The following is a 25660-nucleotide window of genomic DNA, read 5'->3' as shown; positions in this document are numbered from 1 at the left end:
TTGCACAGAACTCTTGATTGACGGCACCCGAAGCCCTGCCGCCAGGAAAACCCGGCAGCAAGACGCGGACATCGGTTAACTCAGGTGACGCTGTGGCGGACTTGGAATTGCGCCTGCGCCCAGGTTTTCCGGTCGAGGATTTCACCGAGGATCTGCACGGCATCCCAGACCTCGGTGAACGTCGTGTACAGCGGCGTAAAGCCGAAGCGCATGATCCGCGGCTCGCGGTAGTCACCGATCACACCGCGGTCAATCAGGGCCTGGATCACGGCATAACCCTCGGGATGCTCGAAGCTGACATGGCTGCCACGCTTGGCGTGTTCGCGTGGCGTGACCAGGGTCAGTTCATGAGCAGCGCAGCGCTGCTCGACGAGTTCAATAAACAGGTCGGTCAGTGCCAGGGATTTGCGGCGCAGGCTGGCCATGTCGGTCTGGGCGAAAACATCCAGCCCACACTCCACCATCGCCAATGACGTGATGGGCTGGGTGCCGCACAGGTAGCGGGCGATACCGCTGCTCGGCTCGTAGCGAGACTCCATGGCAAACTGCCGCGAATGGCCGAACCAGCCCGACAAGGGCTGCGGCACCAGATCGCACAACGGCGGCGAGACCCAGACAAACGCCTGCGAACCCGGGCCGCCATTGAGGTATTTGTAAGTGCAACCGATGGCGTAGTCGGCGCCCGCCTGGTTCAAATCAACCGGCACCGCCCCGGCGGAATGCGCCAAGTCCCAGATGGCCAGCGCGCCACACTCGTGGCTCAGCGCGGTCAGGGCCTGCATGTCGTGCATGTAGCCGGTCTTGTAATTGACGTGAGTGAGCATCACCACGGCGGTGTCCTGGTCAATCGCTTGCGGCAACTCTTCCGGGCTGTCGACCAGACGCAAGGTGTACCCCTGCTGCAGCAGGTCGGCCAAGCCTTCGGCGATGTACAGGTCGGTAGGGAAGTTGCTGGTTTCGGTGACGATCACCCGGCGCTCTGGCGACCGGGTGGCCTGCACGCGCAACGCGGCACTGAGCACCTTGAACAGGTTGATCGAGGTGGTGTCGGTCACCACCACTTCGCCTTCGCGAGCACCAATCAGTGTGGCCAGGCGGTTGCCCAGGCGCTCGGACAGATCGCGCCAGCCCGCGCTGTTCCAGCTGCGAATCAGGCCATTGCCCCATTCCTCGGCAATCACCGCCTGAGCGCGAGCCAATGCCGCGACAGGCCGTGCGCCCAAGGAGTTGCCATCGAGATAAATCACGCCTTCAGGCAGCGCAAACTGCTGACGCAGATGAGCCAAACTGTCCTGTGCATCAAGCGCCAGGCAATCGTTTCTTGTAGTCATTGGATGTCCTGTTTGTTTGAATGACATGCCGTCCGGGCACATCGTGAAAGTCGAGGCGAACAGAGCGCCCAGCGCCCTGTTTCAGGCGCTATTGGCGCCTTTTCGGTGGAGAGATAATGAACGAAGCATTGGAGAATTTTCGTGCAAAGTGAGCGGGCATATAGTACTTATCTCGCAGAAAATTCGAATTTAACTCCAATAACAACGGATTTATTTCAACCATGAATCTCGACTCGACCGACCTGCGAATCCTCCATCAACTGCAACAGGATGGCCGTATCAGCAACCAGGAATTGGCAGAGAAAGTTGCGCTGTCGCCGTCGGCTTGCCTGCGTCGATTACGCCTGTTGGAAAGCGAGGGAATCATCACCGGCTATCGCGCGGTGCTGAATGCCGAACGGCTGGGAATCGAGCTGGAAGCCATCGTTCATGTGTCGTTGCGACAGGACGTTGCGGACTGGCACGAGACCTTCATCAAGAAGGTCCAGTCGTGGCCGGAAGTGGTCACCGCGTATGTGATTACCGGGGCGAGCAACTACGTGTTGCGAGTGCAGGCGCGCAACCTGAAGCACTTCTCGGATTTCATCGTGAATCACCTGAACCGCACGGCGGGCGTCACCGATATTCGCTCGGAAATCGTCCTGCAGAAAATCAAGGAGCGTGACGAATTGCTCGATCTGGTGGTGCGCAAGTAAAGGCGCCCTGCCCCTCAGAAGCCACGCATGCGGCGGGCTTCGTTGCGCTGCAAGGTCATGGTCGGGGTTTCGTCGAACAACTTGCGGTACTCGGCGGAAAAACGTCCGAGATGGGTGAAGCCCCAGCCCATGGCAATCGCGGAAATATTGCGTGCAGAACCGTGCTCGAGAATCTCCTGACGCACCGCGTTCAAGCGATGTTTTTTCAGGTAGACCATCGGCGACAAGGCGAAGTACTTCTTGAACGCCTCGAACAACTTGAAGCGCGAGACGCCGGCGGCGGCTTCGATGTCCTCCAGGTGCAGGGCTTCGCGGGCGTTTGCGTGGATGTATTGCCGGGCGCGAATCAGGTAGTGCGGCAACTTCACGCCCAGCACCTCCCGCAGCTCTTCGGAGTAGTTGTTCGGCTGGGCGAGGATCAAGCCTTTGATCAGCGAACTTTCAATGTCCCGAGTGAAGGCCACCTGCTCATAGAGTTCGCTGCTGTGCTCCAGTTCGGCGATGAAATAGCGCGCCATGCGCCACCATGAAGCCGATGCCCCATCGACCGCATCCATCACCGGCTCGAACCGCAGCGGCGTATCCAGAGGCCGCTGTAGCAGCCCCTCCAGCGACTCGCTCATGGCGACTCGGGTAATCACCACCTGGACCTTGCGGCAATCGCCGGAGATCGCCAGCAGCTGGTTTTCATTCGGGGAAATGATCACCCCTTGATCGCGGTCGGACTTCACCACGCTGCCGTTCTTGCTCAACTCCTGCTCGCCCACCAGCGGCAGGCTCAGGCTGTAACTGCTGAAGTGCTCGGCGTCTTCGATATCGATGGTGACATCGGTGCCGTACTCGATGGTGCCAAGGGTCGTGGCCATCGACTTGAACATATTGGCGCTGTGATGAAAACGGATCCGTTCGGGCGTCGTGGTGACGAGTCGATGCGGCCCGCAGATCCCGGACATCCAGCTCCTCGCGGCCTCAAGGTCATCGCTGTCGACACGAATGTCGCGACACTGCGGATCAGTTTTGCTGTTCATCACGGTGCACTCACGGGCTATTTTTTCGGCGCGCTCTGACGGCGCGTCTCCGGATTGGAAAGGCAAGTTCCAAGCCACAAAACATCAGCGCCAACTTAGCGGATAACAATCCTCGACTAAGCGGATAACGCCACCGGCCAGAGGCTGGTAATCGCGATCAAACAGCATTCGACGCTGCACAAAACAGTACCTGATTGCTGCAAACAGGGGCAGCCGTTCATCGCGTGGTGCGCCGTTTGAGTCGGCGCTGCCCAGCTTGATACCGGACGGGTGTTACCGCACCAATTTTATGGACTGCCTTCGCCGACTAACCGGATAGACCCCGACCCGCCCCGCTCCTTCTAATGAGCCCACGATTAGCCCCAATAAAAACAGGTACACACCCATGAGTGGCGAAAAAAACGTCGAGCAGTGGAAAACGTTTATCCAAGGCTGCCTGGATTTCCGTCCGGTAGAGGGCGTGTTCCGCATCGCCCGGGACATTTTCACCGAGCCTCAGTTGTTCGATCTGGAGATGGAACTGATCTTCGAGAAGAACTGGATCTACGCCTGCCACGAAAGCGAACTGGTCAATAATCACGACTTCGTCACCCTGCGCGCCGGCCGTCAGCCGATGATCATCACCCGCGACGGCGAAGGAAAACTCAACGCGCTGATCAACGCCTGCCAGCATCGCGGCACCACCCTGACCCGCGTGGGCAAGGGCAACCAGTCGACCTTCACTTGCCCGTTCCACGCCTGGTGCTACAAAAGCGACGGCCGCCTGGTGAAGGTCAAGGCACCCGGCGAGTACCCGGAAGGTTTCGACAAGGCCACCCGTGGCCTGAAAAAGGCCCGTATCGAGAGCTACAAGGGCTTCGTGTTCATCAGCCTCGACGTGCACGCCGACAACAGCCTCGAAGACTTCCTCGGCGACGCCAAGGTGTTCTTCGACATGATGGTTGCCCAGTCACCCACCGGTGAGCTTGAAGTACTGCCCGGCAAGTCGGCCTACACCTACGACGGCAACTGGAAACTGCAGAACGAAAACGGCCTCGACGGCTATCACGTCAGCACCGTTCACTATAACTACGTGGCCACGGTGCAGCACCGCCAGCAGGTCAACAGCGAGAACGGCACCAGCAGCGGCAGCACCCTCGACTACAGCAAACTCGGAGCCGGCGACGCCAACACCGATGACGGCTGGTTCGCCTTCAACAACGGTCACAGCGTCTTGTTCAGCGACATGCCGAACCCGTCAGTACGCTCCGGCTACGCGACTATCATGCCGCGCCTGGTCGAAGAACACGGCCAGCAAAAGGCCGAATGGATGATGCATCGCCTGCGCAACCTGAACATTTATCCGAGCCTGTTTTTCCTCGATCAGATCAGCTCGCAACTGCGCATCATCCGTCCGGTGGCCTGGAACAAGACCGAGATCATCAGCCAGTGCCTGGGGGTGAAAAACGAGTCGGACGCCGACCGCGAAAACCGCATTCGCCAGTTCGAGGATTTCTTCAACGTCTCGGGCCTGGGTACACCGGACGACCTGGTGGAATTCCGTGAAGCCCAACGCGGTTTCCAGGCGCGCCTGGAGCGCTGGAGCGACATTTCCCGAGGCAGTCACCAATGGGTCACCGGCGCCACGCCCAACAGCGAAGCAATCGGCATTGCCCCCGCCATGACCGGCACTGAATTCACCCACGAAGGGCTGTACGTCAACCAGCACAGCAACTGGCAGAAATTCCTGCTCGATGGCCTGGACACGAAATCCCTGAAACTCCGTGAGGTGCAATGATGAATGCGCAATTGCAGTACCAGATCGAACAATTTTTCTATCGCAAATCCGAACTGTGCGACGCCCAGGATTGGGACGCCTATCTCCAATTGTTCGACGAACAGAGTGAGTTCCACCTGCCGCAATGGGACTCGGAACACGTCTACACCCGCGACCCAAAACGCGAGATGTCGCTGATCTACTACCCCAACCGTTCCGGCCTGGAAGACCGCGTGTTCCGCCTGCGCACGGGCAAGTCCGCGTCCTCGACGCCGATGCCGCGCACCTTGCATTTGATCAACAACGTGCGGATCGACGAACTGCAGGACGGTGAGCTGGAGATACGCCTGAACTGGCACACCTTGTTCTATCGACTGGCCACGGCCGAGCAGTTCTTTGGTCGCGCAACCTATCGGCTCAAGCCTCATGCCGATAGCTGGCTGATCAGCCGCAAGCATGTGCTGCTGCTCAACGACACCATCAACTCGGTACTCGACTTTTACCACCTCTGAATCCATGGAGACCGAGGCATGAATCACAAAGTAGCGTTCAGTTTTGCCGACGGCAAAACCCTGTTCTTTCCGGTACAGCCCAACGAAATCCTGCTCGACGCCGCCCTGCGCAACGGCATCAACATTCCCCTGGATTGCCGCGAAGGCGTTTGCGGAACCTGCCAGGGTCGCTGCGAATCCGGCGACTACAGCCAAGACTATGTGGACGAGGAAGCCCTCTCCAGCCTGGACCTGCAACAGCGCAAAATGCTCACCTGCCAGACGCGGGTGAAGTCCGACGCGGCGTTTTACTTCGACTTCGCATCCAGCCTGTGCAATGCCGCCGGCCCGGACCGCCTGACTGCGACCGTCACTGACGTCAAGCAGGTTTCGGCCAGCACGGCGATTCTGCATCTGGACCTGGGCTCGGTCGGTCAGCCACTGGATTTCCTGCCGGGGCAATACGCCCGGCTGCAGATTCCCGGCTCCGAGAGCCTGCGCTCCTACTCGTTCGCCAACCGCCCGAGCAACAGCAATCAACTGCAGTTCCTGATTCGCCTGCTGCCCGACGGGGTGATGAGCAACTACATTCGCGAACGCTGCCAGGTGGGTGATGACATCGTGCTGGAGGCGCCGCTGGGCGCCTTCTATCTGCGCCACGTCGCCAAACCACTGATTCTGGTGGCGGGTGGCACCGGGCTTTCCGCACTGCTCGGCATGCTGGATGAACTGGCCGAGCGCGGCTGCGGGCAACCGGTGCATTTGTATTACGGCGTGCGGGATGCGGCTGACTTGTGCGAACGCGCGCGTATCGAAGCCTATGCCAAACGCATTCCGGGGTTTCGCTACACCGAAGTGGTCAGCGAACCCTCGCCGCAATGGACGGGAAAACGCGGCTACATTGCCGAGCATTTCGACAGCAGCGAACTGCGCGACGCGCCGGTCGACATGTACGTCTGTGGTCCACCGCCCATGGTCGAGTCGATCAAGAGCTGGTTGCAAACCCAAGCGCTGGACAGCGTGCACCTGTACTACGAAAAGTTCACCGAGAGTAATATCTGATCTTGCAAATCAAGCCTGACAACAATAACCAGAAGGGAACGAGATGGCAGATGAAATCTTGCAACAGGGAACGCTCAAGCGGGGGTTGAAAAATCGTCATATTCAACTGATCGCCCTGGGCGGGGCGATTGGTACCGGGCTTTTCCTCGGCTCTGCCGGTGTGCTTAAGTCGGCCGGGCCGTCGATGATCCTCGGCTATGCGATTGCCGGTTTCATTGCGTTCCTGATCATGCGCCAGTTGGGCGAGATGATTGTCGAAGAGCCCGTGGCCGGTTCATTCAGTCATTTCGCCCATAAGTACTGGAGCGGTTATGCCGGTTTTCTGTCCGGCTGGAACTACTGGGTGCTGTACGTGCTGGTGGGCATGGCCGAACTGACGGCCGTCGGCAAGTACGTGCAGTTCTGGTGGCCTGAGGTGCCGACCTGGGTCAGCGCGGCGGTGTTCTTCGTGCTGGTCAACCTGATCAACACGATGAACGTCAAAGTCTTCGGTGAAATGGAGTTCTGGTTCGCGATCATCAAGGTCGCGGCCATCATCGGCATGATCGTCCTGGGCTGCTACATGCTGTTCAGCGGCACGGGCGGCCCACAGGCTTCGGTCAGTAACCTGTGGAGCCACGGCGGTTTCTTCCCCAACGGAACCACCGGTCTGCTGATGTCGATGGCCTTCATCATGTTTTCCTTCGGTGGCCTGGAGCTGGTCGGCATCACTGCCGCTGAAGCCAGTGATCCGAGAAAGGTCATTCCCAAGGCGATCAACCAAGTGGTGTATCGCGTGTTGATCTTCTACGTCGGCGCACTCACCGTATTGCTGTCGCTGTATCCGTGGGATCAACTGCTGCAAACCCTGGGCGCGTCCGGCGATGCCTATGGCGGCAGTCCGTTTGTGCAGATCTTTTCGTTGATCGGCAGCGACACCGCCGCGCACATCCTTAACTTCGTGGTGCTCACCGCAGCGCTCTCGGTCTACAACAGCGGCGTCTACTGCAACAGCCGCATGCTCTATGGCCTGGCCGAACAGGGCGACGCCCCAAAATCGCTGATGAAGCTGAACAAACAAGGGGTGCCATTGCGGGCCCTGGGTATCTCGGCGCTCATCACGATGTTGTCGGTACTGGTCAACTACCTCGCCCCACATGAAGCGCTCGAGCTACTGTTCGCCCTGGTGGTCGCGTCGCTGATGATCAACTGGACGCTGATCAGCCTGACCCATCTCAAGTTCCGCAAAATCATGGGCCAACAAGGCATCGTGCCAAGCTTCAAGTCCTTTTGGTTTCCCTTCAGTAACTACCTGTGCCTGGCGTTCATGGCCATGATCGTCTGCGTGATGTGGATGATTCCGGGGATACGCGCGTCGGTCATCGCCATTCCAGTGTGGGTGTTGATCATCTACGTGTTCTACCGGGTGCGTGTAGCGAAGGATCGCGTTTTACCCGTCGTTCAATAATCTCCCGTGCAATAAAAAGCCCCGGCATTCAATGAATGCCGGGGCTTTTTTATTTTGGATCAGGCCCTGCGTCTCAGAGAGTAGAACGTACTCGCCACAGCTCTGGAAACAGTACGGTGTCGAGCATCTTACGAAGATAGCCCACGCCTTCAGTGCCGCCGGTGCCTGGTTGAAAACCGATGATCCGCTCGACCGTGGTCACATGGCGGAAGCGCCACTGGCGGAACGAGTCTTCCAGATCGATGAGTTTTTCGGCCAACTGATAGAGGTCCCAATAGCGCGAAGGGTCCTTGTAGACGACTCGCCACGCGGCTTCAACCGAGGCGTCATGCTGCGTCGGGCTGGTCGGGTCACGCTCGAAACGCTGCGGATCAATCGTCAGACCGGCACTGGCCATCAAGCGAATCGCTTCGTCATACAGCGACGGCGTGGCGATGGCTTTTTCGAGTTCCTCCAACAGCTGCGGACGATGCGCGTGGGGCCGCAACAAGGTCGCGCTTTTGTTGCCCAAAATGAATTCTATCTCGCGGTACTGGAACGACTGAAAGCCCGACGACTGCCCCAGGAAAGGCCTGATCGAGTGGTACTCGGTGGGCGTCATGGTCGCCAGCACCGTCCAGGCATGCACCAGTTGATCAAAGATGCGCGAGACTCGCGCCAGCATCTTGAATGCGGGCGGCAACTCGCCCAACCGCATGTGTTCGCGGGCTGCCTTGAGCTCGTGCAACATCAGCTTCATCCACAGCTCGGAGGTCTGGTGCTGGATGATGAACAGCATCTCGTTGTGGTCGGGTGACAACGGGTGCTGCGCACTGAGAATGCGCCCCAGGTCCAGGTAGTCGCCGTAACTCATGGAGTCGGAAAAATTCAACTCGGCGTTATGCCATTCCGCAGTCGGATTGGCCGATGAATAGGGACATTGGCTCATTGAGCAGGCTCCTCACGTTGCGGTGAATTCAGTGGACGCAATATGGCCCGGACCGGGCTGGCATCGAGATTGACAAAACGTAGCGGCAACGCGATCAGCTCATAATCGCCTTCGGGGACTTCGTCGAGCACGATGCCTTCAAGAATGGCCATTCCGTGATGCGCCACCGCGTTGTGCGAATCCATGGTCTTGGATTGCTGTGGGTCCAGCGACGGCGTATCGATGCCGATCAGCCGCACGCCGAGGCTGGCCAGCAGATCGACAGTTTCTTTGGCGACGGCGGTGAAGTCCGGGTCCCAGGTGGTCAGCGGTGCGTTTCGATAGGTACGCAGCAGGACGCGCTCAGGGAGATGTTCAAGACGCCCCCGCAATTGCTCCGGCTGCACCAGTTGGCCGCTGTCCAGGCAATGCAATACCCGGCAAGGCCCGATGTAGACGTCCAGCGACACTTCGCCAATGGCCTTGCCTTCCGCGCTGTAGTGCAGCGGCGCGTCGACATGGGCACCGGTGTGCGGCGACAGCGTGATGCGCCCGACATTCACAGGGCACTCGGGCCCGAAGCTCCAGACACGCTCTTCCTGAAACGGCGTATCACCCGGCCAGGTCGGGGTTGCGGTACTCAAGGGCGGGCTGATGTCCCACCACGACATTGTTTTTTTCATAGCAAAGCTCTCGGCCTTTTCCGAAGTGAATGATACGAGTGATACCTGTGCATGTTCTTGCGAAAACTTTCGGTAATACTCGGGTCTTTCGCAGAAACCGCCGGAAATCGATCAATTATCGAGGGTAAATTTCAACCGCCTTGGGTAACGCGGCCAAGCAATGGCCGCTGCGTTTCTGGATACATCAATGTCGAGCACAGACAACGGATGCCCGTCAGGCCCTATAGGGTGCGACTTCAGCTCTCCCTCATGCCCGGAGTCATCATGACCGCACCGATTACCGTTCTTCGCGACACCCACCCGCTGCCCGTACTCGACGCCTGCAAATGGGAAAAACTCGAAGGCGATCCGCACACCGTCAACCTCAACGCCTACACCAGTGAAGACGGCAGCAAGATCATGGGCACGTGGATCTGCACGCCGGGCAAGTGGTATGTGGAATATGTGAAGTGGGAGTACTGCCATTTCCAGGAAGGCTACTGCATCATCACCCCGGAAGGCATGGCGCCGATCCACCTGCGCGCCGGCGATATTTTCGTCATCGAACCGGGGATGAAAGGCACCTGGGAGGTAGTGGAAACCGTGCGCAAATATTTTGTGTTTGCCTGATACAAAAAAACCGGGGGATCACCCGACGTGATCTCCCGGTAAATATCTTTGAGTACATGCAACCCCTGTGGCAGCGAGCTTGCTCGCGATAGCGGTGGATCAATCACTGCCAATGTTGAATGTGCCGTCCCCATCGCGAGCAAGCTCGCTCCCACAGTGAATCGCGTCACCTGTGGGAGCGGGCTTGCCCGCGAAGGCGCCCATCCAGACAACACAAATCCAGAGGTTGCTGTAATGCACTTCGACCTGACCGACCTGCGCCTGTACCTGAACATCCTCGACACCGGCAACATCACCGCCGGCGCCGCACGCAGTCATCTGTCCCTGGCGGCAGCCAGCGCGCGAATACGCGCCATGGAGGCGTCGCTGGGCGTCGAGTTTCTTCAGCGCAATCGTCGCGAAGTCAGCCCGACGCCGGCCGGCAATGCCCTGGCCCGACACGCCCGGGTGCTGCTGCAACAGGCCGAACGCCTGCAACAGGAACTCGCCGAGTACGCCAACTGCATCACGACTATGTCGGCCTGCATGCCAACAGCGCGTTTGCGGTGTACTTGGAAGAACAGGCACTTCACACCGGCCTGCGCATGCAGGTTCGCATCCGCGCCGACGGTTTCGATGGCGTGATGCGCATGGTCGCCCGCGGGGCGGGACTGGCAATAGTACCGCTGGCCGCCGTCGAACGCGGGTCCGGTGGACTGTCTTTCAAAAGCCTCGCCCTGCAAGAACCCTGGGGCCAACGCAAACTGTTGCTCTGTGCCCGGGACTTTGCCGCATTACCCGGCTATGCCAAGGCCCTGCTGCACGCCTTGACTCTCCCCTGAGGGGCAGACTTTATCCTTGAGGTTTTATCTTCAAGGACAGCGATGATGGGTAAACGAATACTGGTGATCCTCGGGCATCCTTCAAGCAACAGCTTCTGCGCCGCCCTCGCCGAGCGTTACACACAGTCGGCAGTGCGCGCCGGGCATGAGGTGCGTCAGTTGTTTCTGGGTACCCTGGATTTCGACCCGGTGCTGCGTGAAGGCTATCAGCAGGTCCAGCCACTGGAAGCCGACTTGGGTAACGCTCAGGCCGATATCCTGTGGGCCGAACAACTGACGCTGGTTTATCCGATCTGGTGGGGTGGCGTACCGGCCTTGCTCAAGGGCTTTTTCGACCGGGTGTTCTTGCCCGGTTTTGCCTTCAAGTATCGCCAGGGCAAAGCCTTCCCCGACAAACTCCTGCGCGGCCGAACCGCCCACCTGCTGGTGACCATGGACACACCGCCCTGGTATTACCGATGGATCTACCGCATGCCCGGTTTGCATCAGGTCCGCAAAACCACGCTGGAATTCTGTGGTATCAAGCCAACCCGAACCCTCACGTTCGGGCCAATTCTCGGCGCCAGCGCGGACCGGCATGCGGCTTGGCTACGGCAAGCCGAAGCTATCGCCAGCCGTTGAGTCTGTCGATAATGCACCGAGCGTTACCCTTGGAGAAAAGGAACTTCCCATGTACATCGGCCAAGCCGCGCAACGTTCCGGAACCACGGTCAAAAGCATCCGTCACTACGAGTCGATTGGCCTGCTGCCTGCCGCCCGACGTCAGGGCAAGTACCGCATCTATGACCAGCACAGTGTCGATCTGCTGATGTTCATCAAATGTGCCCAGCAGCTGGGTTTCAGGCTCAAGGAATTGCAGTCAGCCTTCGCCGGACATCAGGGCCCGCAGTTGCCATGGGAACGGGCCCATCAGGTCATCGCCAGCAAAAAACGGGAAATCGCCGAACGGATAGCGGCGCTGTCGCAACAGCACGCGCAATTGGTCGAGTTCGAAAACAGTCTCGAACAATCCAGGCTCGACTGCCCACTGACCAGCCTTTGAGAGCCGTGCGTTTCTGGACAGCTCAGTGTCGACTACAGACAACTGACCAATGGACGGGCGCTATAGGGTGCGACTTCAGTTCTTGAGCCCACTGCCCGGAGTCATCATGACCGCACCGATTACCGTTCTTCGCGACACCCACCCGCTGCCCGTACTCGACGCCTGCAAATGGGAAAAACTCGAAGGCGATCCGCACACCGTCAACCTCAACGCCTACACCAGTGAAGACGGCAGCAAGATCATGGGCACGTGGATCTGCACGCCGGGCAAGTGGTATGTGGAATATGTGAAGTGGGAGTACTGCCATTTCCAGGAAGGCTACTGCATCATCACCCCCGAAGGCATGGCGCCGATCCACCTGCGCGCTGGGGACATTTTCGTCGTTGAACCGGGGATGAAAGGCACCTGGGAAGTGGTGGAAACCGTGCGCAAATATTTCGTGTTTGCCTGAGACAAAAAAGATCGCAGCCTTCGGCAGCTCCTACAGGGTGTATACATTCCCCTGTAGGAGCTGCCGAAGGCTGCGATCTTTTTTTACCGCGCAAAAAAACCGGGAGATCACCCGACGTGATTTCCCGGTAAATATCCATGAGTACATGCGGCCCTTGTGGGAGCGAGCCTGCTCGCGATGACGTCGGCACAGTCAACAGCCATGGTGACTGATACACCGCAATCGCGAGCAGGCTCGCTCCCACAGGGTCTATTGCGGTTTGCGATAGCTATTGATGATCGCCGAGAAGTCGTTGCCACCTTCCCCACGCAAACTCATCGCCTGATACAACTGCTGGGCCACCGCGCCAAGCACCACCGGCTGGTGCGCCTGACGCGCCGCTTCAGTGGCCAGCCCCAGATCCTTGAGCATCAGTTCGGCACCGAAGCCGCCGGTGTAGCCGCGCGACGCCGGTGCTGTTTCGACGATGCCCGGCCACGGGTTGTACATCTCCGAACTCCAGCAACGCCCAGTGGAGCTGTTGATGATGCCCGCCAACACCTTGGTGTCGATGCCCAGCGCATCACCCAGGGCCATGGCTTCGCTGACGCCGACCATGGAAATCCCCAGCAGCAGGTTGTTGCAGATTTTAGCGATTTGCCCGGTGCCGACCTCACCACAATGGACGATGTTGCGGCCCATCTGCGCCAGTACCGGTTGCAGGGTGGCGAACAGTTCAGGCGTGGCGCCGACCATGAAGGTCAGGGTCCCGGCGGCTGCACCACCGGTACCGCCAGAGACCGGCGCATCGGCCATGGTCACGCCCTGTTTGGCAGCGGCGGCGGCCACGTCCCGCGCGGTCTGCGGATCGATGGTGCTGCAATCGACGGCCGGTACGCCTTGACCGATACCGGCGAGCACACCGTCTTCACCCAGCCACACACTGCGCACATGCACTGCGGCAGGCAGCATGGTGATCACCAGTTCGGCACCCTCTGCCGCTTCACGGGCCGAAGGGCTGATACTGCCGCCCAACTGCTCCAGCTCCGCCAGCACAGCCTTGTTCAGGTCCACCAGGCGCAGTGCATGGCCGGCCTTGATCAGGTTACGCGCCATCGGCGCGCCCATGTTGCCCAGACCGATAAAAGCGATTTTCATGTCCGGCTCCTTATCGCAAGTTGATCGTGGTGTTCACACCGTCGTTGACGCTGTTGTCATCGAACCAGCGACTGGTGACGGTCTTGGTCTGAGTGTAGAACTGCACAACCTGCTTGCCGTACGGACCGAGGTCGCCGAGCTTGGAGCCGCGCGAACCGGTGAAGCTGAAGAACGGGACCGGCACCGGGATCGGGATGTTGATGCCGACCTGGCCGACATCGATTTCGCTCTGGAATTTACGTGCCGCCGCACCGCTCTGGGTGAACAGGCCCGTGCCGTTGCCGAACGGGTTGGCGTTGACCAGGGCGATGGCCTCGTCGAGGGTGGCGACTTCCAGCACCACCAGCACCGGGCCGAAGATTTCCTGGGTGTAGATCTGCATGTCGGTGGTCACGCCGGAGAACAGGGTCGGGCCGACAAAGTTGCCCTTCTCGTAACCCGGAACCGAGATCTCGCGGCCGTCCAGCTCCAGTTTGGCGCCTTCCTTGATGCCGCTTTCGATCAGGTCGAGAATCCGCGCCTTGGCTTTCTTCGAGATCACCGGACCGACATCGGTGCCCGGCTCGCTGCCGGCATTGACCTTGAGTTTTTGCGCCAGCGCCTTGAGGTCCGGCAGCCATTGCTTGGCGGCGCCCACCAGCACCACCACCGAAGTGGCCATGCAGCGTTGACCGGCAGCACCGAAGCCGGCACCGACCAGCGCATTCAGTGCTTGTTCGCGATTGGCGTCCGGCAGCACCACGGCGTGGTTCTTGGCGCCCATCATCGATTGCACGCGCTTGCCGTGTTTACCGGCCAGGTCATAGACATGAGTACCGACGGCGGTTGAACCGACGAAGGAAACCGCCTTGATGTCCTTGTGGGTGCAGAGCCCGTCCACCACATCCTTGCCGCCATGCACGACGTTGAGCACGCCAGCCGGAATGCCCGCCTCGATCGCCAGCTCCACCAGGAGCATGGTCGACATCGGGTCCTGCTCGGACGGCTTGAGCACGAAGGTGTTACCGCAGGCGATGGCCATCGGGAACATCCACAGCGGAATCATCGCCGGGAAGTTGAACGGGGTAATGCCCGCGCACACGCCGATCGGCTGGCGCAGGGTGTAGGTGTCGACGCCACCGGCGACGTTTTCAGCGAATTCGCCCATTTGCAGGCTGCCGATGGAGCAGGCGTGCTCGACCACTTCCAGGCCACGGAAAATATCGCCTTCGGCGTCGGCAATGGTCTTGCCCTGCTCGGCGCTCAGGACCGCGGCGATGCGCTTGGAGTGCTCGCGAATCAGCGCCTGGAGCTTGAGCATGATGCGCATCCGCGCGCCGATGGGTGTCAGCTTCCAGGTCTGGAACGCGCGATGAGCGGCGCTGATGGCGGCGTCGACTTCTTCGGCGGTGGCAAACGGCACTTTGGCCAGCACCTGCTGGGTCGCCGGGTTGATGATGTCGTGCCATTCGGTGGACTTGGATTCGACCCACTCGCCGTCGATCAACAGTTTGACCTTTTGCACGGTGGTTTCGTTAGGCGTGAGCGATACGTTCATGTGGGTCTCCGGATCTTTGTTGTTATCTTGGGAGCCAAGGCGAGAAAGTCGCCTTGAGATGAGCTGTGTGTCGCGAATTGGTTCTCGGACTGTTTTTGGAGTATAGATGTGCAAACTTCTGATAAGAACGCACATAAAAACCGGTCCAACATGCAAAAAAACATCACCTCCCTCGGTTCGCTGAACTGGGATGACCTCAAGTTTTTCCTCGAAGTCGCCCGCACCCGCAAGGCCAGCACCGCGGCCAAGCGCCTGGCGGTGGACTACACCACGGTGTCGCGACGCATCAGTTCGCTGGAAACGGCGCTGGGCACCTTGCTGTTCGAGAAGTCCCGGACCAACGGCTTTGTCCTGACTGCCGAAGGCCAGCGCTTGATGGGGTATGCCGAATCGATCGAAAGCACCTTGCACATGGCGTGCGAGCAGGTTTCCGGGTCCGGCGTGGCGCTGTCCGGTCATGTGCGCATGGGCTGCACCGAAGGCTTCGGCAGCTTTTTCATCACGCCGCAGTTGAGCCACTTCGTCGACACCTACCCGGCGATCTCGGTGGACATCCTGCCGCTGCCGCACTTCATCAGCCTGTCCAAGCGCGAGGCCGACATCGTCATCGCCCTGGAGCGTCCGGAACATGGCCCGTACGTCTGCTGCAAACTGTGCGACTACCGGCTGCAGCTGTACGCGACCCAGGATTATCTCGACAACCACCCGGCCATCCGCCGCCCGGCAGACTTGGCGAAACATTCGTTTATCAGTTACGTCGACGACCTGGCGTTCAGCTCGGAGCTGTTGTACCTGGCCAATGTACTACCCGGCGCCAGCGCCAACCTGCGCAGCACCAGCGTAATCGCGCAGTTCGTGGCGGCGCAGCAGGGGCGTTCACTGGCGATCCTGCCGTGCTTCCTCGCCACTCAAGACCCGCGCCTGCTGCCGGTGTTGCCGCAGGAAATCAACATCACCCGACAGTTCTGGATGTACTGCCGCGAAGACCTGAGGAAGCTCAAGCGGATCACCCTGTTGTGGGATTACATCCGCCAGGTCACCGAGCAGAATCAGGGCCTGTTGATGGGGGAAAGCCGGGAGATGTTGTTTGCCGATTAGTCGGTGCCGAGCTCCAGCATCAGCCCGCTCAAGCGTTTGACCCGGCGTTTCACCGCCTCTTCAAACACGCCTGGGCGCGATTCGATCAGGGTGAACCAGTCCTTGGCCCGGGTAATCCCGGTGTAGATCAATTCCTTGGTGAGTACCGGATTCAAGGCATCAGGAAGAATCAACGCGGTGTGCGCGAACTCCGAGCCCTGGGATTTATGCACGGTCATGGCGTACACGGTTTCGACATCATTCAGGCGGCTTGGCAGGACAAATCGCACGCCGCCCTGGCCGTCATTGCGTGGGAACGCCACACGCAAAACCTGTTTTCCATGGCCCTCCTGCTCCGGGAGCTTGAGGGCGATGCCAATATCGCCATTCATCAAACCCAGCCCGTAATCGTTGCGGGTCATTAGCACGGGGCGACCTTCGTACCACTGTTGGTCGCTGTCGATCAGGCGTGCCCTGAGCAAGGCGTCCGTCACTCGCTGGTTCAAACCCTCCACACCCCACGGCCCCTTGCGCACGGCACATAACAGCTGGAACGCGTCGAAGGCTTGCAACACCTCCCGGGCCCAGTTGGTCCAGCGTGAGTCTTCCAGCGGGCTGTCGAGTGGCGGCCGCTGTTTACGCAGTAAGGTCAGGTAATGCCGGTAACCCTGCGGGGCCTCACCATGGCCTTCGAGCAGCAAACGCTCCAGGGTCCGGTCCTGCTCACCCTTGAGGGACAAGCCATACACATCGTCATGGCTTCGCGCAGACAACAACTTGCGGGCTTCTTCCGGTTGCTGCTGGTTGACCCAACGAGCGAGCTGGCCAATACCGCTGCCCTCACCGAATCGCCGGGAATGGCGCAACATCACCACCTGTTGGGCCAGTGGATGAGCGCCCCGCGTATCCTCCTGCAGTCCGCCGGCCTGCAGACTTTCGCCACTGACGGCTTCCAGCCACTGGCGTGTCTGCGGGCTGTACCAGCCAGCCTCCGCGTCGCGACACAGATCCCCCAGTACCGCACCGGCTTCTACCGAAGCCAGCTGGTCCTTGTCCCCCAACAGCACGAGGCGCGCATGGGCCGGCAGGGCGTCGAGCAGATTGGCCATCATTTCCAGGTCGATCATCGAGGCCTCGTCCACCACCAGCACATCCAGCGGCAGGCGATTGCCCGCGTGGTGCCGGAAATGACGTGTCCCGGGCCGGCTGCCCAGCAGACGGTGAACGGTGGTGACATCGGACGGGATCTTCTCGCGAATTGCTTCGCTGACCTTCAAGGTCCGGACTTGCTGGCTGATGGACTCTGTCAGACGCGCCGCGGCCTTGCCGGTCGGTGCGGCGAGGCGAATGCGCAAAGGCATGCCGGCCTCGACCGCCGGCGCCTGGAGCAACGCCAGCAAGCGCACGACGGTGGTGGTCTTGCCGGTTCCCGGCCCCCCCGTCACGATGCTGAAGGCGCTGCGCGTCGCCAGGGCGCAGGCCAGCTTCTGCCAGTCGATCACTTCACCCGGCCGGGCAGGCCCAAACAAACCGGTGAGGCGCTGGAGCAGGTCGTTCGGTGTGGACTCGTGCTCCGTCAGGCGCTCGCGCAACGAAAGGTCGATCCGCCGCTCGTAGGCCCAATAGCGGCGCAGGTACAAGCGTTTGCCCGATAACACCAAGGGCCGGTCACGCACGTTGTCACGGCTGTCAGCGGCCAGGGCGACCAGGTTGCTGGCGGCCAGCACCTTGCACCAATGAGCACCGTCCAGCGATCCGAGCAATTGCGACGGCAGCAGCATGGCGCCGCCTTGTACGTCACCTTCGGGCGGTAATGACAGGGCGAAGTCCGGCTCTTTCAGCGTCTCGAACAGGTCGAGGCAGACATGCCCGTGGCCCAACTGGTGGCTGGTCAGCGCGGCTGCCAGCAACACCAACGGATCATCCTCCGGCGCCAGCTCATGCAGAAACGCCACAAAGGCTTTGTCCAGCGCGCGCAGCCAGCCACGTTCTACCCAGCGCGTGAGCAGCAACAGCAAGTCGTCGGCACGACTCAGCGGCGCCAGATCGGCCAGGCTTTCGGCTGCCAGCGATGTCGGCAGCAAATCGGCGAAGGTGCGACTCATAACAGTACTCCCTGTTCCCAGGCGGGCTCGGCCTTGGGTTCTGGCTTGCCCTGGAACAGCCTGTCCAGACGCTCGATCAGTTCTCTTGGCGGACGGGTGAAAAACACACCCTGGCTGGCCGCACGCGTACCCCGCAGAAACAGGTACAACGCACCGCCGACATGCCGGTCGTAGTCGTAATCGGCGAGCCGCGCCTTGAGCTGGCGATGCAGGGCCAACAGGTACAACACGTATTGCAGGTCATAGCGGTTGTCGAGAATCGACTGTTCCATGGCCGGCACGGTGTAGGCCGCATCATCGGCGCCCAGCCAGTTGGATTTGTAGTCGCCAACGTAATAGCGGCCGTCGTGCTCGAACGTCAGGTCGATGAAGCCCTTGAACATGCCGTTGAGCAGCACCGGTTCAGCGGCCACCCTGGCCACGCCGCCATGGGTGTACTGGCACACCAGCGCATCGAGCTTGAGCACATCGACCTTGTGGCTGGCGAACCAGAATTCCATCTCGACCTGGTATTGCGTCAGCTGCGCGAATTTCACCGGCGCCTGATCGGCATCCAGCTGCAACGGCGACTTGAGCAGATGCTGCAGCCAGTCACTCAGCGTGGTGATCCAGCCCTCCCAGCCTCGGCGATTGCAGCGACGGGCAATGGCGTCGATCACCTCCTGTGGCGCCGCGGCAAACCCCTCGCCCCCCGCCCATTCGAGCAGACCATGGAGGAAGGTGCCGGGGTTCGGGCCGCGCGGGAAGCGATGGATATCGCCGCCACTGGCCACCACTTCCCTGGGAGCCTGCGGGTCGAGACGTTCGTCATCGAACAGTTTTTGCGCCTGCGGACTCTCCGGCGCCTCGTCCGTGCCGACACTCAGGGTGTCGCCAATGCGCAATGCGCTGTAAGAGGCGATCCACCAGTTTTCACTGGCCTTGCGTTTGGGGATCAGCGGAGCCAACAGCGCCGCGTCGTTTTGCGGTGGCTGGTAATGCTCTGTTGTCGCATCAGGCATCTGGGCATACGCCAGCGCCGGGCAGCCCTGTTGCAGGTCGCGCAACCACTGCTGCAACGCCGAGGAGTCGGCCAATGGCGCACCGCCTCCCAACAGATAACCCAACGCCGACAGATGCAGCACCGAACCATTGTTGTTGCCGCGCTTGAGGTCAGCCACCCCCAGCCAGCAGGCGTGTTGCGCCCGGGTCAGGGCAACATAGAGCAAGCGCAGGTCCTCGGCCAGGCGCTCATCGTCGGCCAGGGCAATCAATTCTGCCGTCGGCTTCAACGTGACCTGGGCATTGCCTGATTCATCGTGGTAGTGCAACGGCAGGCGGCTGCCATCCACCGGCTTCGCCGAGCAAATGAACGGCAGGAACACCAAGGGGTATTCAAGGCCTTTGGACTTGTGGATGGTCACGACCTTGACCAGTTGCTCATCACTTTCCAGACGCAGGATCTGCTCCTCGCCCGCCTGCCCGGACAACGCCAGATGCTCGGACAGATGCCGGATCAGCGCTTGTTCACCATCGAGTTCGGCGGCGGCCTGTTGCAGCAATTCGGACAGGTGCAGGAGGTTCGTCAAGACCCGCTCGCCGTCACTGCGGGCAATCAGGGCCTGGGGCAAATGGAAGTCGTGCAGCAAACGGCGCAGCATCGGCAGCACACCCTGCTTGCGCCAGACTTCGCGATAGCCACGGAACTGCATGACCCGGGACTCCCAGGCCAACTCGTCCTGATTCAGCCGCTCCAACTCGGTCAACGAAAGGTTCAAGGTGATACTGGCCAACGCGGCCCGCAGCGGCCGCTCGACATCCGGCTCGGCGCAGGCCTTGAGCCAGGTCAGTACGTCATGCGCCTCCTGGGCGGCGAACACCGAGTCCTTGTCCGACAGGTAGACACTGCGCACGCCCCGGGCGGCCAATTCACCACGCACCGCCTGCGCTTCCTTGCCATCGCGTACCAGGATGGCGATGTCCGCCGGCAGCAGCCCTCGGAAGGCTTTGCCGTCCTGGGTGAACCCCGCTTGCCCCTGCTGCCCGCCATTGAGCAATGCCGTGATTTCACTGGCGCAGGCCGCCGCCAGATGTTGCCGGTACACGGCGCCGGACAACGGTTGTTCGGCCGGCAAGTGCCAGATGTTCAAGGCCGGGACTGCCTGATCATTTATATGCAGGACTTCTTTGCGGCCCTGGGAGGCCACCGGCATGAACGGAACCGGGTTAATGCCATTCGGCTCCCGAAAGAGGAATGCGCCCCGTCCCGACTCCCGGGCTTCGGCACGCTCGAACACATGGTTCACTGCGTTAACCATGCCGTGGCTTGAGCGGAAGTTGGTGCCCAGGGTGTGCAGGCGGCCGGTGGTGGCCTGACGGGCGCGCAGGTAGGTATGGATGTCGGCCCCGCGAAAAGCGTAGATCGCCTGTTTCGGGTCGCCGATCAGGAACAGGCCGCACTCGGGGCCGTTCTCTTCAATGCGGTAGATGCTCTCGAAGATCCGGTATTGCACCGGGTCGGTGTCCTGGAACTCATCGATCAGGGCGACCGGAAACTGTTCACGAATCAGGGTGGCCAGCCGCTCGCCGCCATCGGACTGCAAGGCGGCATCAAGGCGCAGCAACATGTCGTCGAAGCCCATTTCCGCACGACGGCGTTTCTCTTCTTCGAATCGTGCCCCGACCCAGCGGGCGGCATGTTGCAGCACGGCGGCATCGGGCGTTGGCAACCCGTCGAGACAGGCCTTGAGGCTGGCCATCGCATCGAGCCCCGGATGTCGAGGCGCTTCGCCCTTCCAGGCTTCGGCCATGCCATCAGGGGTCAGGCGCGTGAAACCGGTGCCGATATCCAGTTGCTCGAGGGATTCGTCCTCGGCCCAGGCTTTGATTTTTTCGAACCAGGGCTCGAAATAGCGTGCCTGCATCTTGCGACCGTCGACAGCCTTGCTGGCAACGCCTTCGTGGCAGATGGCAAGCAACTCGTCCGCCCACTGCGGCCATGGCTTCTTGAGCTCGATCAGGGCAGCCCGTCGCTCTTGCAAGCATTGCGAAATTATCTCGGCGGGCTCTTTCCCTTGAAGCGTATCGCGCTCACTGGCGAACAGTGCACGAATCCGCGGCAGCAGCGCCGCCGGACCGCCCCAATTGCTGCGCACCCAATTCAGCGCATCGCCTTGCATCGGGTAGCAGAACAGCCGCCAGTAATCGCGCAGGACTTCCCCCAGCAAGTCGCTGTGGTCGGTTTCCAGGGTCTGGGTAAACAGGCTGCCGCTGTCGAAGGCGTGCTCGCGCAACATGCGCTGGCACCAACTGTGGATAGTCGACACCGCTGCCTCGTCCATCCACTGGGCGGCGATATCCAGGCGGTTTGCGCACCCGGGCCATTGCTCGGGCAAGTACTGACCACGCAGCTCGGCAATCAGGCTGTCGGGGGCAGGCGTTTCATCGCGGAAAAAGCGTGCGGCCTCGGCGAGTCGCGTGCGAATGCGTTCGCGCAACTCTTTGGTGGCGGCGTCGGTAAAGGTCACGACGAGGATTTGCGGCGGCAACAGCTCACGTCCGAAGCCACTGTCTTCCCCGCCATTGCCCAGCACCAGGCGCAGGTACAGCGCGGAAATGGTGAAGGTCTTGCCGGTCCCCGCGCTGGCTTCGATCAGTTGACTGCCACGCAGTGGGAACGCCAGGGCCAGCGGTGTCTTCGTACTCATCAACGCGACTCCTCGCTGGACAGTGAACGCCAGGGTGCTTCAAGCAGCGGGCGATAGAGCGCATCACACCAGTCGGGGAAGGTTTCATCGGCGCTCAGGGCATCGTAATCGGCGAATTGGCGAGCGAGTGCCGGACTTTCGCGTCGCTCTCCGTCCGTCGTCTGCCCGTCGCCTTCATAGGCTTTGCGCGCAGCGGCCGCGGCTTTGACCGGGTCGGTTTGCCCCAGCCACGCGAAGGCTGTCTTGACCGCGATCGGCAGGGGCTGGCGCATACCCGACTGCCAGGCCATCAGCAGATCGCCGAGAATTTTCCGTGCCGAGGACTCGTCCATCGGTGCGAGCAACAGGCTGTCGTCGCTGGCCACCAGTGCGGTGGTCAACGCCATGCCACTGGCACAGGCCACCAGATGCGTGAGCCACGGGCGCGTCAGTCGATGCCATTTGCGCGATTTGATCGAGCCGATACTGTTGGGGATCGTCGTGACAGACAGCAAGCCACCATCAGCGCGCTGATGCAGACCGCTGAGCCAGCCCTCGATGTGCAGGCCTTGCAGTTCAAGATTGACCGGCAACGCACTGCTGAGGGGTGTCGGCCACAAAGCCAGGAGCTGTTGGTGGCGTTGCAGCAAGTCGGGCAATGGGTCGATCAATTCCCGTTGCAGGCACTCACCGAAACCGGCCATGGGCAGCAGCCCGCTGTTTTGCAGGCGTTTGGCCTGATCCTCCAGTGCCTGTCCGGTATTTTCCGGATCTGCCAGTGCCGCTTCGAGCAATCGGTCACTGAGGCTGTAACGCTGCAATGCATCCAGGACAAAAGGCTCTTCATCGGCCAACGGCACTTCAGCCGCCTCGAAGAAGACTTTCAGTCGCTGGCTGAAAAAGTGCCGTACCGGATTGCGCAGGAAATCCTGCAGCTGACCGAGGCTGAGGGGTTCGTCCTGAACGTGGGGCCCGAGCACTTCGGCGCTCGCCTGTTGCTCTGCCGCTTGATGAAGAACCTGCCATTCCGTGGCGTAGCTGAACGACTCATCCCCTGCGTGAAAGTAGCGGGCGCTGAAAGGTTGCAACGGGTGTTCCCGGGTCATGGCTTCAAGCAGATCCTCGCCACTTTGTGCCAATCGCCAACCGCTGGCCAGGTGGTCACGCAACTGGCCGATCAATACCGACGCCGGCCTCTCGCTGTTGTCGCGGATGCTGCGGCCCACCCAACTGATGTAGAGCTGATCACGCGCCGACAACAAAGCTTCCAGTAGCAGGTAGCGGTCATCTTCGCGTCGGGAGCGATCGCCTGGCCGGTAATCACTGCCCATCAGATCGAAATCCAGCGGCGGTTGCGCACGCGGATAATCGCCGTCATTCATGCCCAGCAGGCAGACCAGTTTGAACGGGATAGCGCGCATGGGCATCAAGGTGCAGAAGTTGACCGCACCGGCCAGGAAGCGTTGGGACAAACGACCCTGATCCAGGCCTGCAAGCCAGGCTTCACGGACGACCGTCAGCGGCAACTCGTCCTGCAGGCCGACGGACTCGCAGGTCTCGAGCCAGGTCTCGCGAAGCTCTTCGAGCTGGGCCAACAAGTAGTCATCGTGTTCGTTGCTGGCGAGGAAGAACAACTGCACCAACGCCTGCAAGCGCAAGCCCCATTGCCGCGGCGGTGCAGGCTGAGAGAGTTCGTGGTGAGCCACTTCCAGCGCGTCCAGCAGAGCAACCAGCGGACCTATGAGCGCAGCGTCCAGACCACCGATTTCGTCGTAGGGTTCGATGCCCTCATAGGCATCGGCGCAGCCAACGGCATAACCGAGCAACATCCGTCGCAAGCCGAAACGCCAGCTGTTTTGCTCCAGTTCATTGGGCAGCCCGAGCCCGGCACGTTGCTCGGCATTCATGCCCCAGCGAATGCCGGCACCTTCGATCCAGCGGTGCAGGGTCGGCAGGTCACGCTCCTCGACATCAAAGCGGGCGCGCAGTGCCGGGACGTCCAGCAGGTCGAGAATCTCACTGACGGGGAATCGGCTGTCCGGCAGCTTGAGCAGGTGCTCGACCGCAATCAGCAGTGGATCGCGACCACGCTGGCCCTGGTCAGCCAGCGTAAACGGTATGAAGCGCGGGTCCTGACGGTCGAGCTGGCCAAACACGGCACGAATATGCGGGGCGTAGCTGTCGATGTCCGGGACCATCACGATGATGTCCCGGGGGCGCAATGCTGGATCGGCACTGAAGCGCGCAAGCAGTTGGTCGTGGAGAATCTCGACTTCTCGCTGGGCGCTGTGGGCAATGTGAAAACGGATCGATTCGTCCGTGTGCAGATCGATGGCCGGCCAGCGCTCCCGAGTCTCGTTGAGGGGACGCAACTCGAGGATGTCATCCTGCAACTGGTTGAGCACATTCAGCGGCTGACCGTCACTGAACAGGTCGATGCGCCCGTCACGGAATGCCGAGCGATAGCTGTTGGGATCGTCGTAACTGTCGAGCAGGTTGATGTAGTCCCGCCCCTGTTTACCCCAGGCAGCCAGCAGCGGGTGAGCATGCTGGTGCAGGGTTTGCGGGTCGATCACTACCGGCATGCCGCTCTTGCGGGCCTGACGCTTGTATTGACGACGCAACAGATCTTTATCGGCGACGATGTCTGCCCAATGGTGACGACACGGGTTGTGTACGCACAGCAGGACCTGGCTGAATCGTGCCAGCCCCGCCAGTGCTTCCAGGGCTTGGGCAGGCAACGAAGAAATCCCGAAAACGATCACTCGCGAGGGCAATCCCTTGGGAGCTGTTTCGAGGTTGTTGATGCACTCGACGAATCGCTGATGGACCCCGGCACGGCTTTGCGCCATGCCTTGCTCTCCGACATCCAGCAAGAGTGCGCGCCATAACTCTGCCTGCCAGCAATTGGCCGGCGTCAGGGCCTTGGCCTCGCCCCTTGCACTTCTTGTCTGATGTCGACCTTCTGCCCAGTCTTCAAGCCAGTCTGCCCGATAGACCTGGTACTGGTCGAACAGGTCCGCCAGACGCTCAGCCAATTGATAGCGTTTGCGCAGATCGGTGTCATGGGTCAGGAAGCGCTGCAGGGGCTCGAAGTGTGGCTGGTTGATCAACTGCGGTAGCAGGCGCATCAATCGCCAGGTCAGCGGGGCTTTATCGAGCAGGGACTTGGCCGGAATTTCATCGCGCCCCAGGACCATGCGATAGAGCTGCCACATGAAACTGCCGGGCAACTGCACATCGATGGCGGCGGCGATGCCGCAGCCGCCCATGTCGTCTTCTTCGGAATCTTCCGCCAGTGCCAGCTTCAGCCATTGGGCAATGCCGTTGCTTTGCACCAACGCGATTTCATTCTCCAGGGGAGCCAGCGGGTAGCGCCGCATCCAGCTGACCACCAGGCTGCGCAACTCGTCCAGGCGGTTGCCGTGAACCACCATGAATCCAGCACTGAGGGACGTTGCGTCCGGCATAAGGCTTCCTTGGAAAATGCAAATTCGAGGGACGACTTTAGCATTTGTAGGAGCGAGCTCGCTCGCGAAGGTCGTCAACGATGACGGGGGTTGTCTGGGGTAACGCGGTGCCCTGAAGTTCTTCGTCGGAACGCCGCGCGGAGCAGGCTCGCTCCTACAGGGAACAGCGTTTGAGGTGTATGGAGGCGCAAAAACAAAACCCCAACTGCTTTCGCAATTGGGGTTTCGGAATTTAATCTTGACGATGACCTACTCTCACATGGGGAAACCCCACACTACCATCGGCGATGCATCGTTTCACTTCTGAGTTCGGGATGGGATCAGGTGGTTCCAACGCTCTATGGTC

The 25660-nt window shown here is 60.6% G+C and carries 19 protein-coding genes, 1 rRNA gene and 1 pseudogene; 11 read left to right on the top strand and 10 right to left on the bottom strand.

All coding sequences use genetic code 11. The features are described from left to right. Positions 1 to 80 precede the first annotated feature (80 nt). A complete protein-coding gene (gene kynU, locus CD175_RS24980) occupies positions 81 to 1331 on the bottom strand; it encodes a kynureninase (RefSeq protein ID WP_104450838.1) in 1251 nt (416 codons plus the stop codon). Between the two features lie 221 nt (positions 1332 to 1552). Here kynU and CD175_RS24975 point away from each other — a divergent pair, with 221 nt between their 5' ends. Continuing rightward, complete coding sequence (locus CD175_RS24975) at positions 1553 to 2026, top strand: Lrp/AsnC family transcriptional regulator (protein ID WP_085719050.1); 474 nt, start codon at positions 1553 to 1555, stop codon at positions 2024 to 2026. A 14-nt stretch (positions 2027 to 2040) separates the two neighbouring features. Here CD175_RS24975 and CD175_RS24970 read toward each other — a convergent pair whose 3' ends face one another. Continuing rightward, a complete protein-coding gene (locus tag CD175_RS24970; protein ID WP_104450837.1) occupies positions 2041 to 3054 on the bottom strand; it encodes an AraC family transcriptional regulator in 1014 nt (337 codons plus the stop codon). 385 nt (positions 3055 to 3439) lie between these two features. Here CD175_RS24970 and antA point away from each other — a divergent pair, with 385 nt between their 5' ends. From antA to CD175_RS24950, 4 genes are read left to right on the top strand one after another with little or no spacing between them, the layout of a single operon-like run. After that, positions 3440 to 4831 (top strand): anthranilate 1,2-dioxygenase large subunit, encoded by a 1392-nt coding sequence (gene antA / locus CD175_RS24965; RefSeq protein WP_104450836.1) that lies wholly within the window; start codon positions 3440 to 3442, stop codon positions 4829 to 4831. After that, entirely contained in the window at positions 4831 to 5322 is a 492-nt protein-coding gene (gene antB / locus CD175_RS24960; protein WP_104450835.1) for an anthranilate 1,2-dioxygenase small subunit, read from the top strand. The genes antA and antB overlap by 1 nt, the downstream gene beginning before the upstream one ends. A gap of 18 nt (positions 5323 to 5340) precedes the next feature. Further along, the gene (gene antC, locus CD175_RS24955; RefSeq protein WP_104450834.1) at positions 5341 to 6363 is read left to right on the top strand and encodes an anthranilate 1,2-dioxygenase electron transfer component AntC; all 1023 of its coding nucleotides are present in this window, start codon (positions 5341 to 5343) and stop codon (positions 6361 to 6363) included. 43 nt (positions 6364 to 6406) lie between these two features. After that, positions 6407 to 7810 (top strand): amino acid permease, encoded by a 1404-nt coding sequence (locus tag CD175_RS24950; protein WP_104450833.1) that lies wholly within the window; start codon positions 6407 to 6409, stop codon positions 7808 to 7810. A gap of 73 nt (positions 7811 to 7883) precedes the next feature. Here CD175_RS24950 and kynA read toward each other — a convergent pair whose 3' ends face one another. Both kynA and kynB read right to left on the bottom strand, forming a co-directional pair. Then, positions 7884 to 8738, bottom strand: a complete 855-nt coding sequence (gene kynA, locus CD175_RS24945) for a tryptophan 2,3-dioxygenase (protein ID WP_104450832.1) — start codon at positions 8736 to 8738, stop codon at positions 7884 to 7886. Continuing rightward, positions 8735 to 9400, bottom strand: coding sequence for an arylformamidase (gene kynB / locus CD175_RS24940; RefSeq protein ID WP_104450831.1), 666 nt, complete (start codon positions 9398 to 9400; stop codon positions 8735 to 8737). Before kynB ends, kynA begins: the two co-directional genes overlap by 4 nt. A gap of 264 nt (positions 9401 to 9664) precedes the next feature. Between kynB and CD175_RS24935 the strand changes: the two genes are divergently transcribed. The 5 genes and pseudogenes from CD175_RS24935 to CD175_RS24915 all read left to right on the top strand — a co-directional run bounded on the left by CD175_RS24935 (position 9665) and on the right by CD175_RS24915 (position 12323). Next, positions 9665 to 10009: a cupin domain-containing protein gene (locus CD175_RS24935; RefSeq protein WP_007900627.1), complete on the top strand. Its 345-nt coding sequence runs from the start codon at positions 9665 to 9667 to the stop codon at positions 10007 to 10009. A 234-nt stretch (positions 10010 to 10243) separates the two neighbouring features. Next, positions 10244 to 10830, top strand: a pseudogene (locus CD175_RS24930) (LysR family transcriptional regulator). A 42-nt stretch (positions 10831 to 10872) separates the two neighbouring features. After that, complete coding sequence (locus CD175_RS24925; RefSeq protein WP_104450830.1) at positions 10873 to 11451, top strand: NAD(P)H-dependent oxidoreductase; 579 nt, start codon at positions 10873 to 10875, stop codon at positions 11449 to 11451. A 49-nt stretch (positions 11452 to 11500) separates the two neighbouring features. Further along, the gene (locus tag CD175_RS24920) at positions 11501 to 11872 is read left to right on the top strand and encodes a MerR family transcriptional regulator (RefSeq protein ID WP_104450829.1); all 372 of its coding nucleotides are present in this window, start codon (positions 11501 to 11503) and stop codon (positions 11870 to 11872) included. A 106-nt stretch (positions 11873 to 11978) separates the two neighbouring features. Next, on the top strand, positions 11979 to 12323 hold the full coding sequence (locus tag CD175_RS24915) for a cupin domain-containing protein (RefSeq protein WP_046038617.1): 345 nt from the start codon (positions 11979 to 11981) through the stop codon (positions 12321 to 12323). Positions 12324 to 12572: 249 nt separating this feature from the next. Here the strand turns inward: CD175_RS24915 and mmsB are convergent, their stop codons facing one another. Both mmsB and CD175_RS24900 read right to left on the bottom strand, forming a co-directional pair. Then, positions 12573 to 13460: a 3-hydroxyisobutyrate dehydrogenase gene (gene mmsB, locus CD175_RS24905; protein ID WP_104450828.1), complete on the bottom strand. Its 888-nt coding sequence runs from the start codon at positions 13458 to 13460 to the stop codon at positions 12573 to 12575. Between the two features lie 10 nt (positions 13461 to 13470). Further along, positions 13471 to 14997, bottom strand: coding sequence for a CoA-acylating methylmalonate-semialdehyde dehydrogenase (locus CD175_RS24900; RefSeq protein WP_104450827.1), 1527 nt, complete (start codon positions 14995 to 14997; stop codon positions 13471 to 13473). A 150-nt stretch (positions 14998 to 15147) separates the two neighbouring features. Between CD175_RS24900 and CD175_RS24895 the strand changes: the two genes are divergently transcribed. Then, on the top strand, positions 15148 to 16095 hold the full coding sequence (locus CD175_RS24895) for a LysR family transcriptional regulator (protein WP_104450826.1): 948 nt from the start codon (positions 15148 to 15150) through the stop codon (positions 16093 to 16095). On the opposite strand, the gene recD is transcribed toward CD175_RS24895, so the two are convergent. The 4 genes from recD to rrf all read right to left on the bottom strand — a co-directional run. Then, positions 16092 to 18179 (bottom strand): exodeoxyribonuclease V subunit alpha, encoded by a 2088-nt coding sequence (gene recD / locus CD175_RS24890; RefSeq protein ID WP_104450825.1) that lies wholly within the window; start codon positions 18177 to 18179, stop codon positions 16092 to 16094. The two genes, CD175_RS24895 and recD, sit on opposite strands and share 4 nt — an antisense overlap. Further along, positions 18176 to 21865, bottom strand: a complete 3690-nt coding sequence (recB, locus tag CD175_RS24885) for an exodeoxyribonuclease V subunit beta (protein ID WP_104450824.1) — start codon at positions 21863 to 21865, stop codon at positions 18176 to 18178. Before recB ends, recD begins: the two co-directional genes overlap by 4 nt. Continuing rightward, complete coding sequence (recC, locus tag CD175_RS24880; protein WP_104450823.1) at positions 21865 to 25314, bottom strand: exodeoxyribonuclease V subunit gamma; 3450 nt, start codon at positions 25312 to 25314, stop codon at positions 21865 to 21867. The genes recB and recC overlap by 1 nt, the downstream gene beginning before the upstream one ends. 236 nt (positions 25315 to 25550) lie before the next feature. Further along, a 5S ribosomal RNA gene (rrf, locus tag CD175_RS24875) occupies positions 25551 to 25660 on the bottom strand; the annotation flags it as partial.

It is taken from the genome of Pseudomonas laurylsulfatiphila (assembly GCF_002934665.1).
In the GTDB taxonomy this organism is placed as follows: domain Bacteria; phylum Pseudomonadota; class Gammaproteobacteria; order Pseudomonadales; family Pseudomonadaceae; genus Aquipseudomonas; species Aquipseudomonas laurylsulfatiphila.
Note: the sequence above shows the minus strand (reverse complement) of the source record. Positions and strands in the feature narration are given on the sequence as shown.

What these genes read in the sequence shown, in the direction of transcription:
- CD175_RS24915 (WP_046038617.1), top strand. Translation starts at nt 11,979, where the DNA reads ATGACCGCACCGATTACCGTTCTTCGCGACACCCACCCGCTGCCCGTA.
- mmsB (WP_104450828.1), bottom strand. Translation starts at nt 13,460, where the DNA reads ATGAAAATCGCTTTTATCGGTCTGGGCAACATGGGCGCGCCGATGGCG.
- CD175_RS24970 (WP_104450837.1), bottom strand. Translation starts at nt 3,054, where the DNA reads ATGAACAGCAAAACTGATCCGCAGTGTCGCGACATTCGTGTCGACAGC.
- recB (WP_104450824.1), bottom strand. Translation starts at nt 21,865, where the DNA reads ATGAGTACGAAGACACCGCTGGCCCTGGCGTTCCCACTGCGTGGCAGT.
- CD175_RS24900 (WP_104450827.1), bottom strand. Translation starts at nt 14,997, where the DNA reads ATGAACGTATCGCTCACGCCTAACGAAACCACCGTGCAAAAGGTCAAA.
- recD (WP_104450825.1), bottom strand. Translation starts at nt 18,179, where the DNA reads ATGAGTCGCACCTTCGCCGATTTGCTGCCGACATCGCTGGCAGCCGAA.
- CD175_RS24975 (WP_085719050.1), top strand. Translation starts at nt 1,553, where the DNA reads ATGAATCTCGACTCGACCGACCTGCGAATCCTCCATCAACTGCAACAG.
- antB (WP_104450835.1), top strand. Translation starts at nt 4,831, where the DNA reads ATGAATGCGCAATTGCAGTACCAGATCGAACAATTTTTCTATCGCAAA.
- CD175_RS24950 (WP_104450833.1), top strand. Translation starts at nt 6,407, where the DNA reads ATGGCAGATGAAATCTTGCAACAGGGAACGCTCAAGCGGGGGTTGAAA.
- CD175_RS24935 (WP_007900627.1), top strand. Translation starts at nt 9,665, where the DNA reads ATGACCGCACCGATTACCGTTCTTCGCGACACCCACCCGCTGCCCGTA.
- CD175_RS24895 (WP_104450826.1), top strand. Translation starts at nt 15,148, where the DNA reads ATGCAAAAAAACATCACCTCCCTCGGTTCGCTGAACTGGGATGACCTC.
- kynA (WP_104450832.1), bottom strand. Translation starts at nt 8,738, where the DNA reads ATGAGCCAATGTCCCTATTCATCGGCCAATCCGACTGCGGAATGGCAT.
- recC (WP_104450823.1), bottom strand. Translation starts at nt 25,314, where the DNA reads ATGCCGGACGCAACGTCCCTCAGTGCTGGATTCATGGTGGTTCACGGC.
- CD175_RS24920 (WP_104450829.1), top strand. Translation starts at nt 11,501, where the DNA reads ATGTACATCGGCCAAGCCGCGCAACGTTCCGGAACCACGGTCAAAAGC.
- antC (WP_104450834.1), top strand. Translation starts at nt 5,341, where the DNA reads ATGAATCACAAAGTAGCGTTCAGTTTTGCCGACGGCAAAACCCTGTTC.
- kynU (WP_104450838.1), bottom strand. Translation starts at nt 1,331, where the DNA reads ATGACTACAAGAAACGATTGCCTGGCGCTTGATGCACAGGACAGTTTG.
- antA (WP_104450836.1), top strand. Translation starts at nt 3,440, where the DNA reads ATGAGTGGCGAAAAAAACGTCGAGCAGTGGAAAACGTTTATCCAAGGC.
- kynB (WP_104450831.1), bottom strand. Translation starts at nt 9,400, where the DNA reads ATGAAAAAAACAATGTCGTGGTGGGACATCAGCCCGCCCTTGAGTACC.
- CD175_RS24925 (WP_104450830.1), top strand. Translation starts at nt 10,873, where the DNA reads ATGATGGGTAAACGAATACTGGTGATCCTCGGGCATCCTTCAAGCAAC.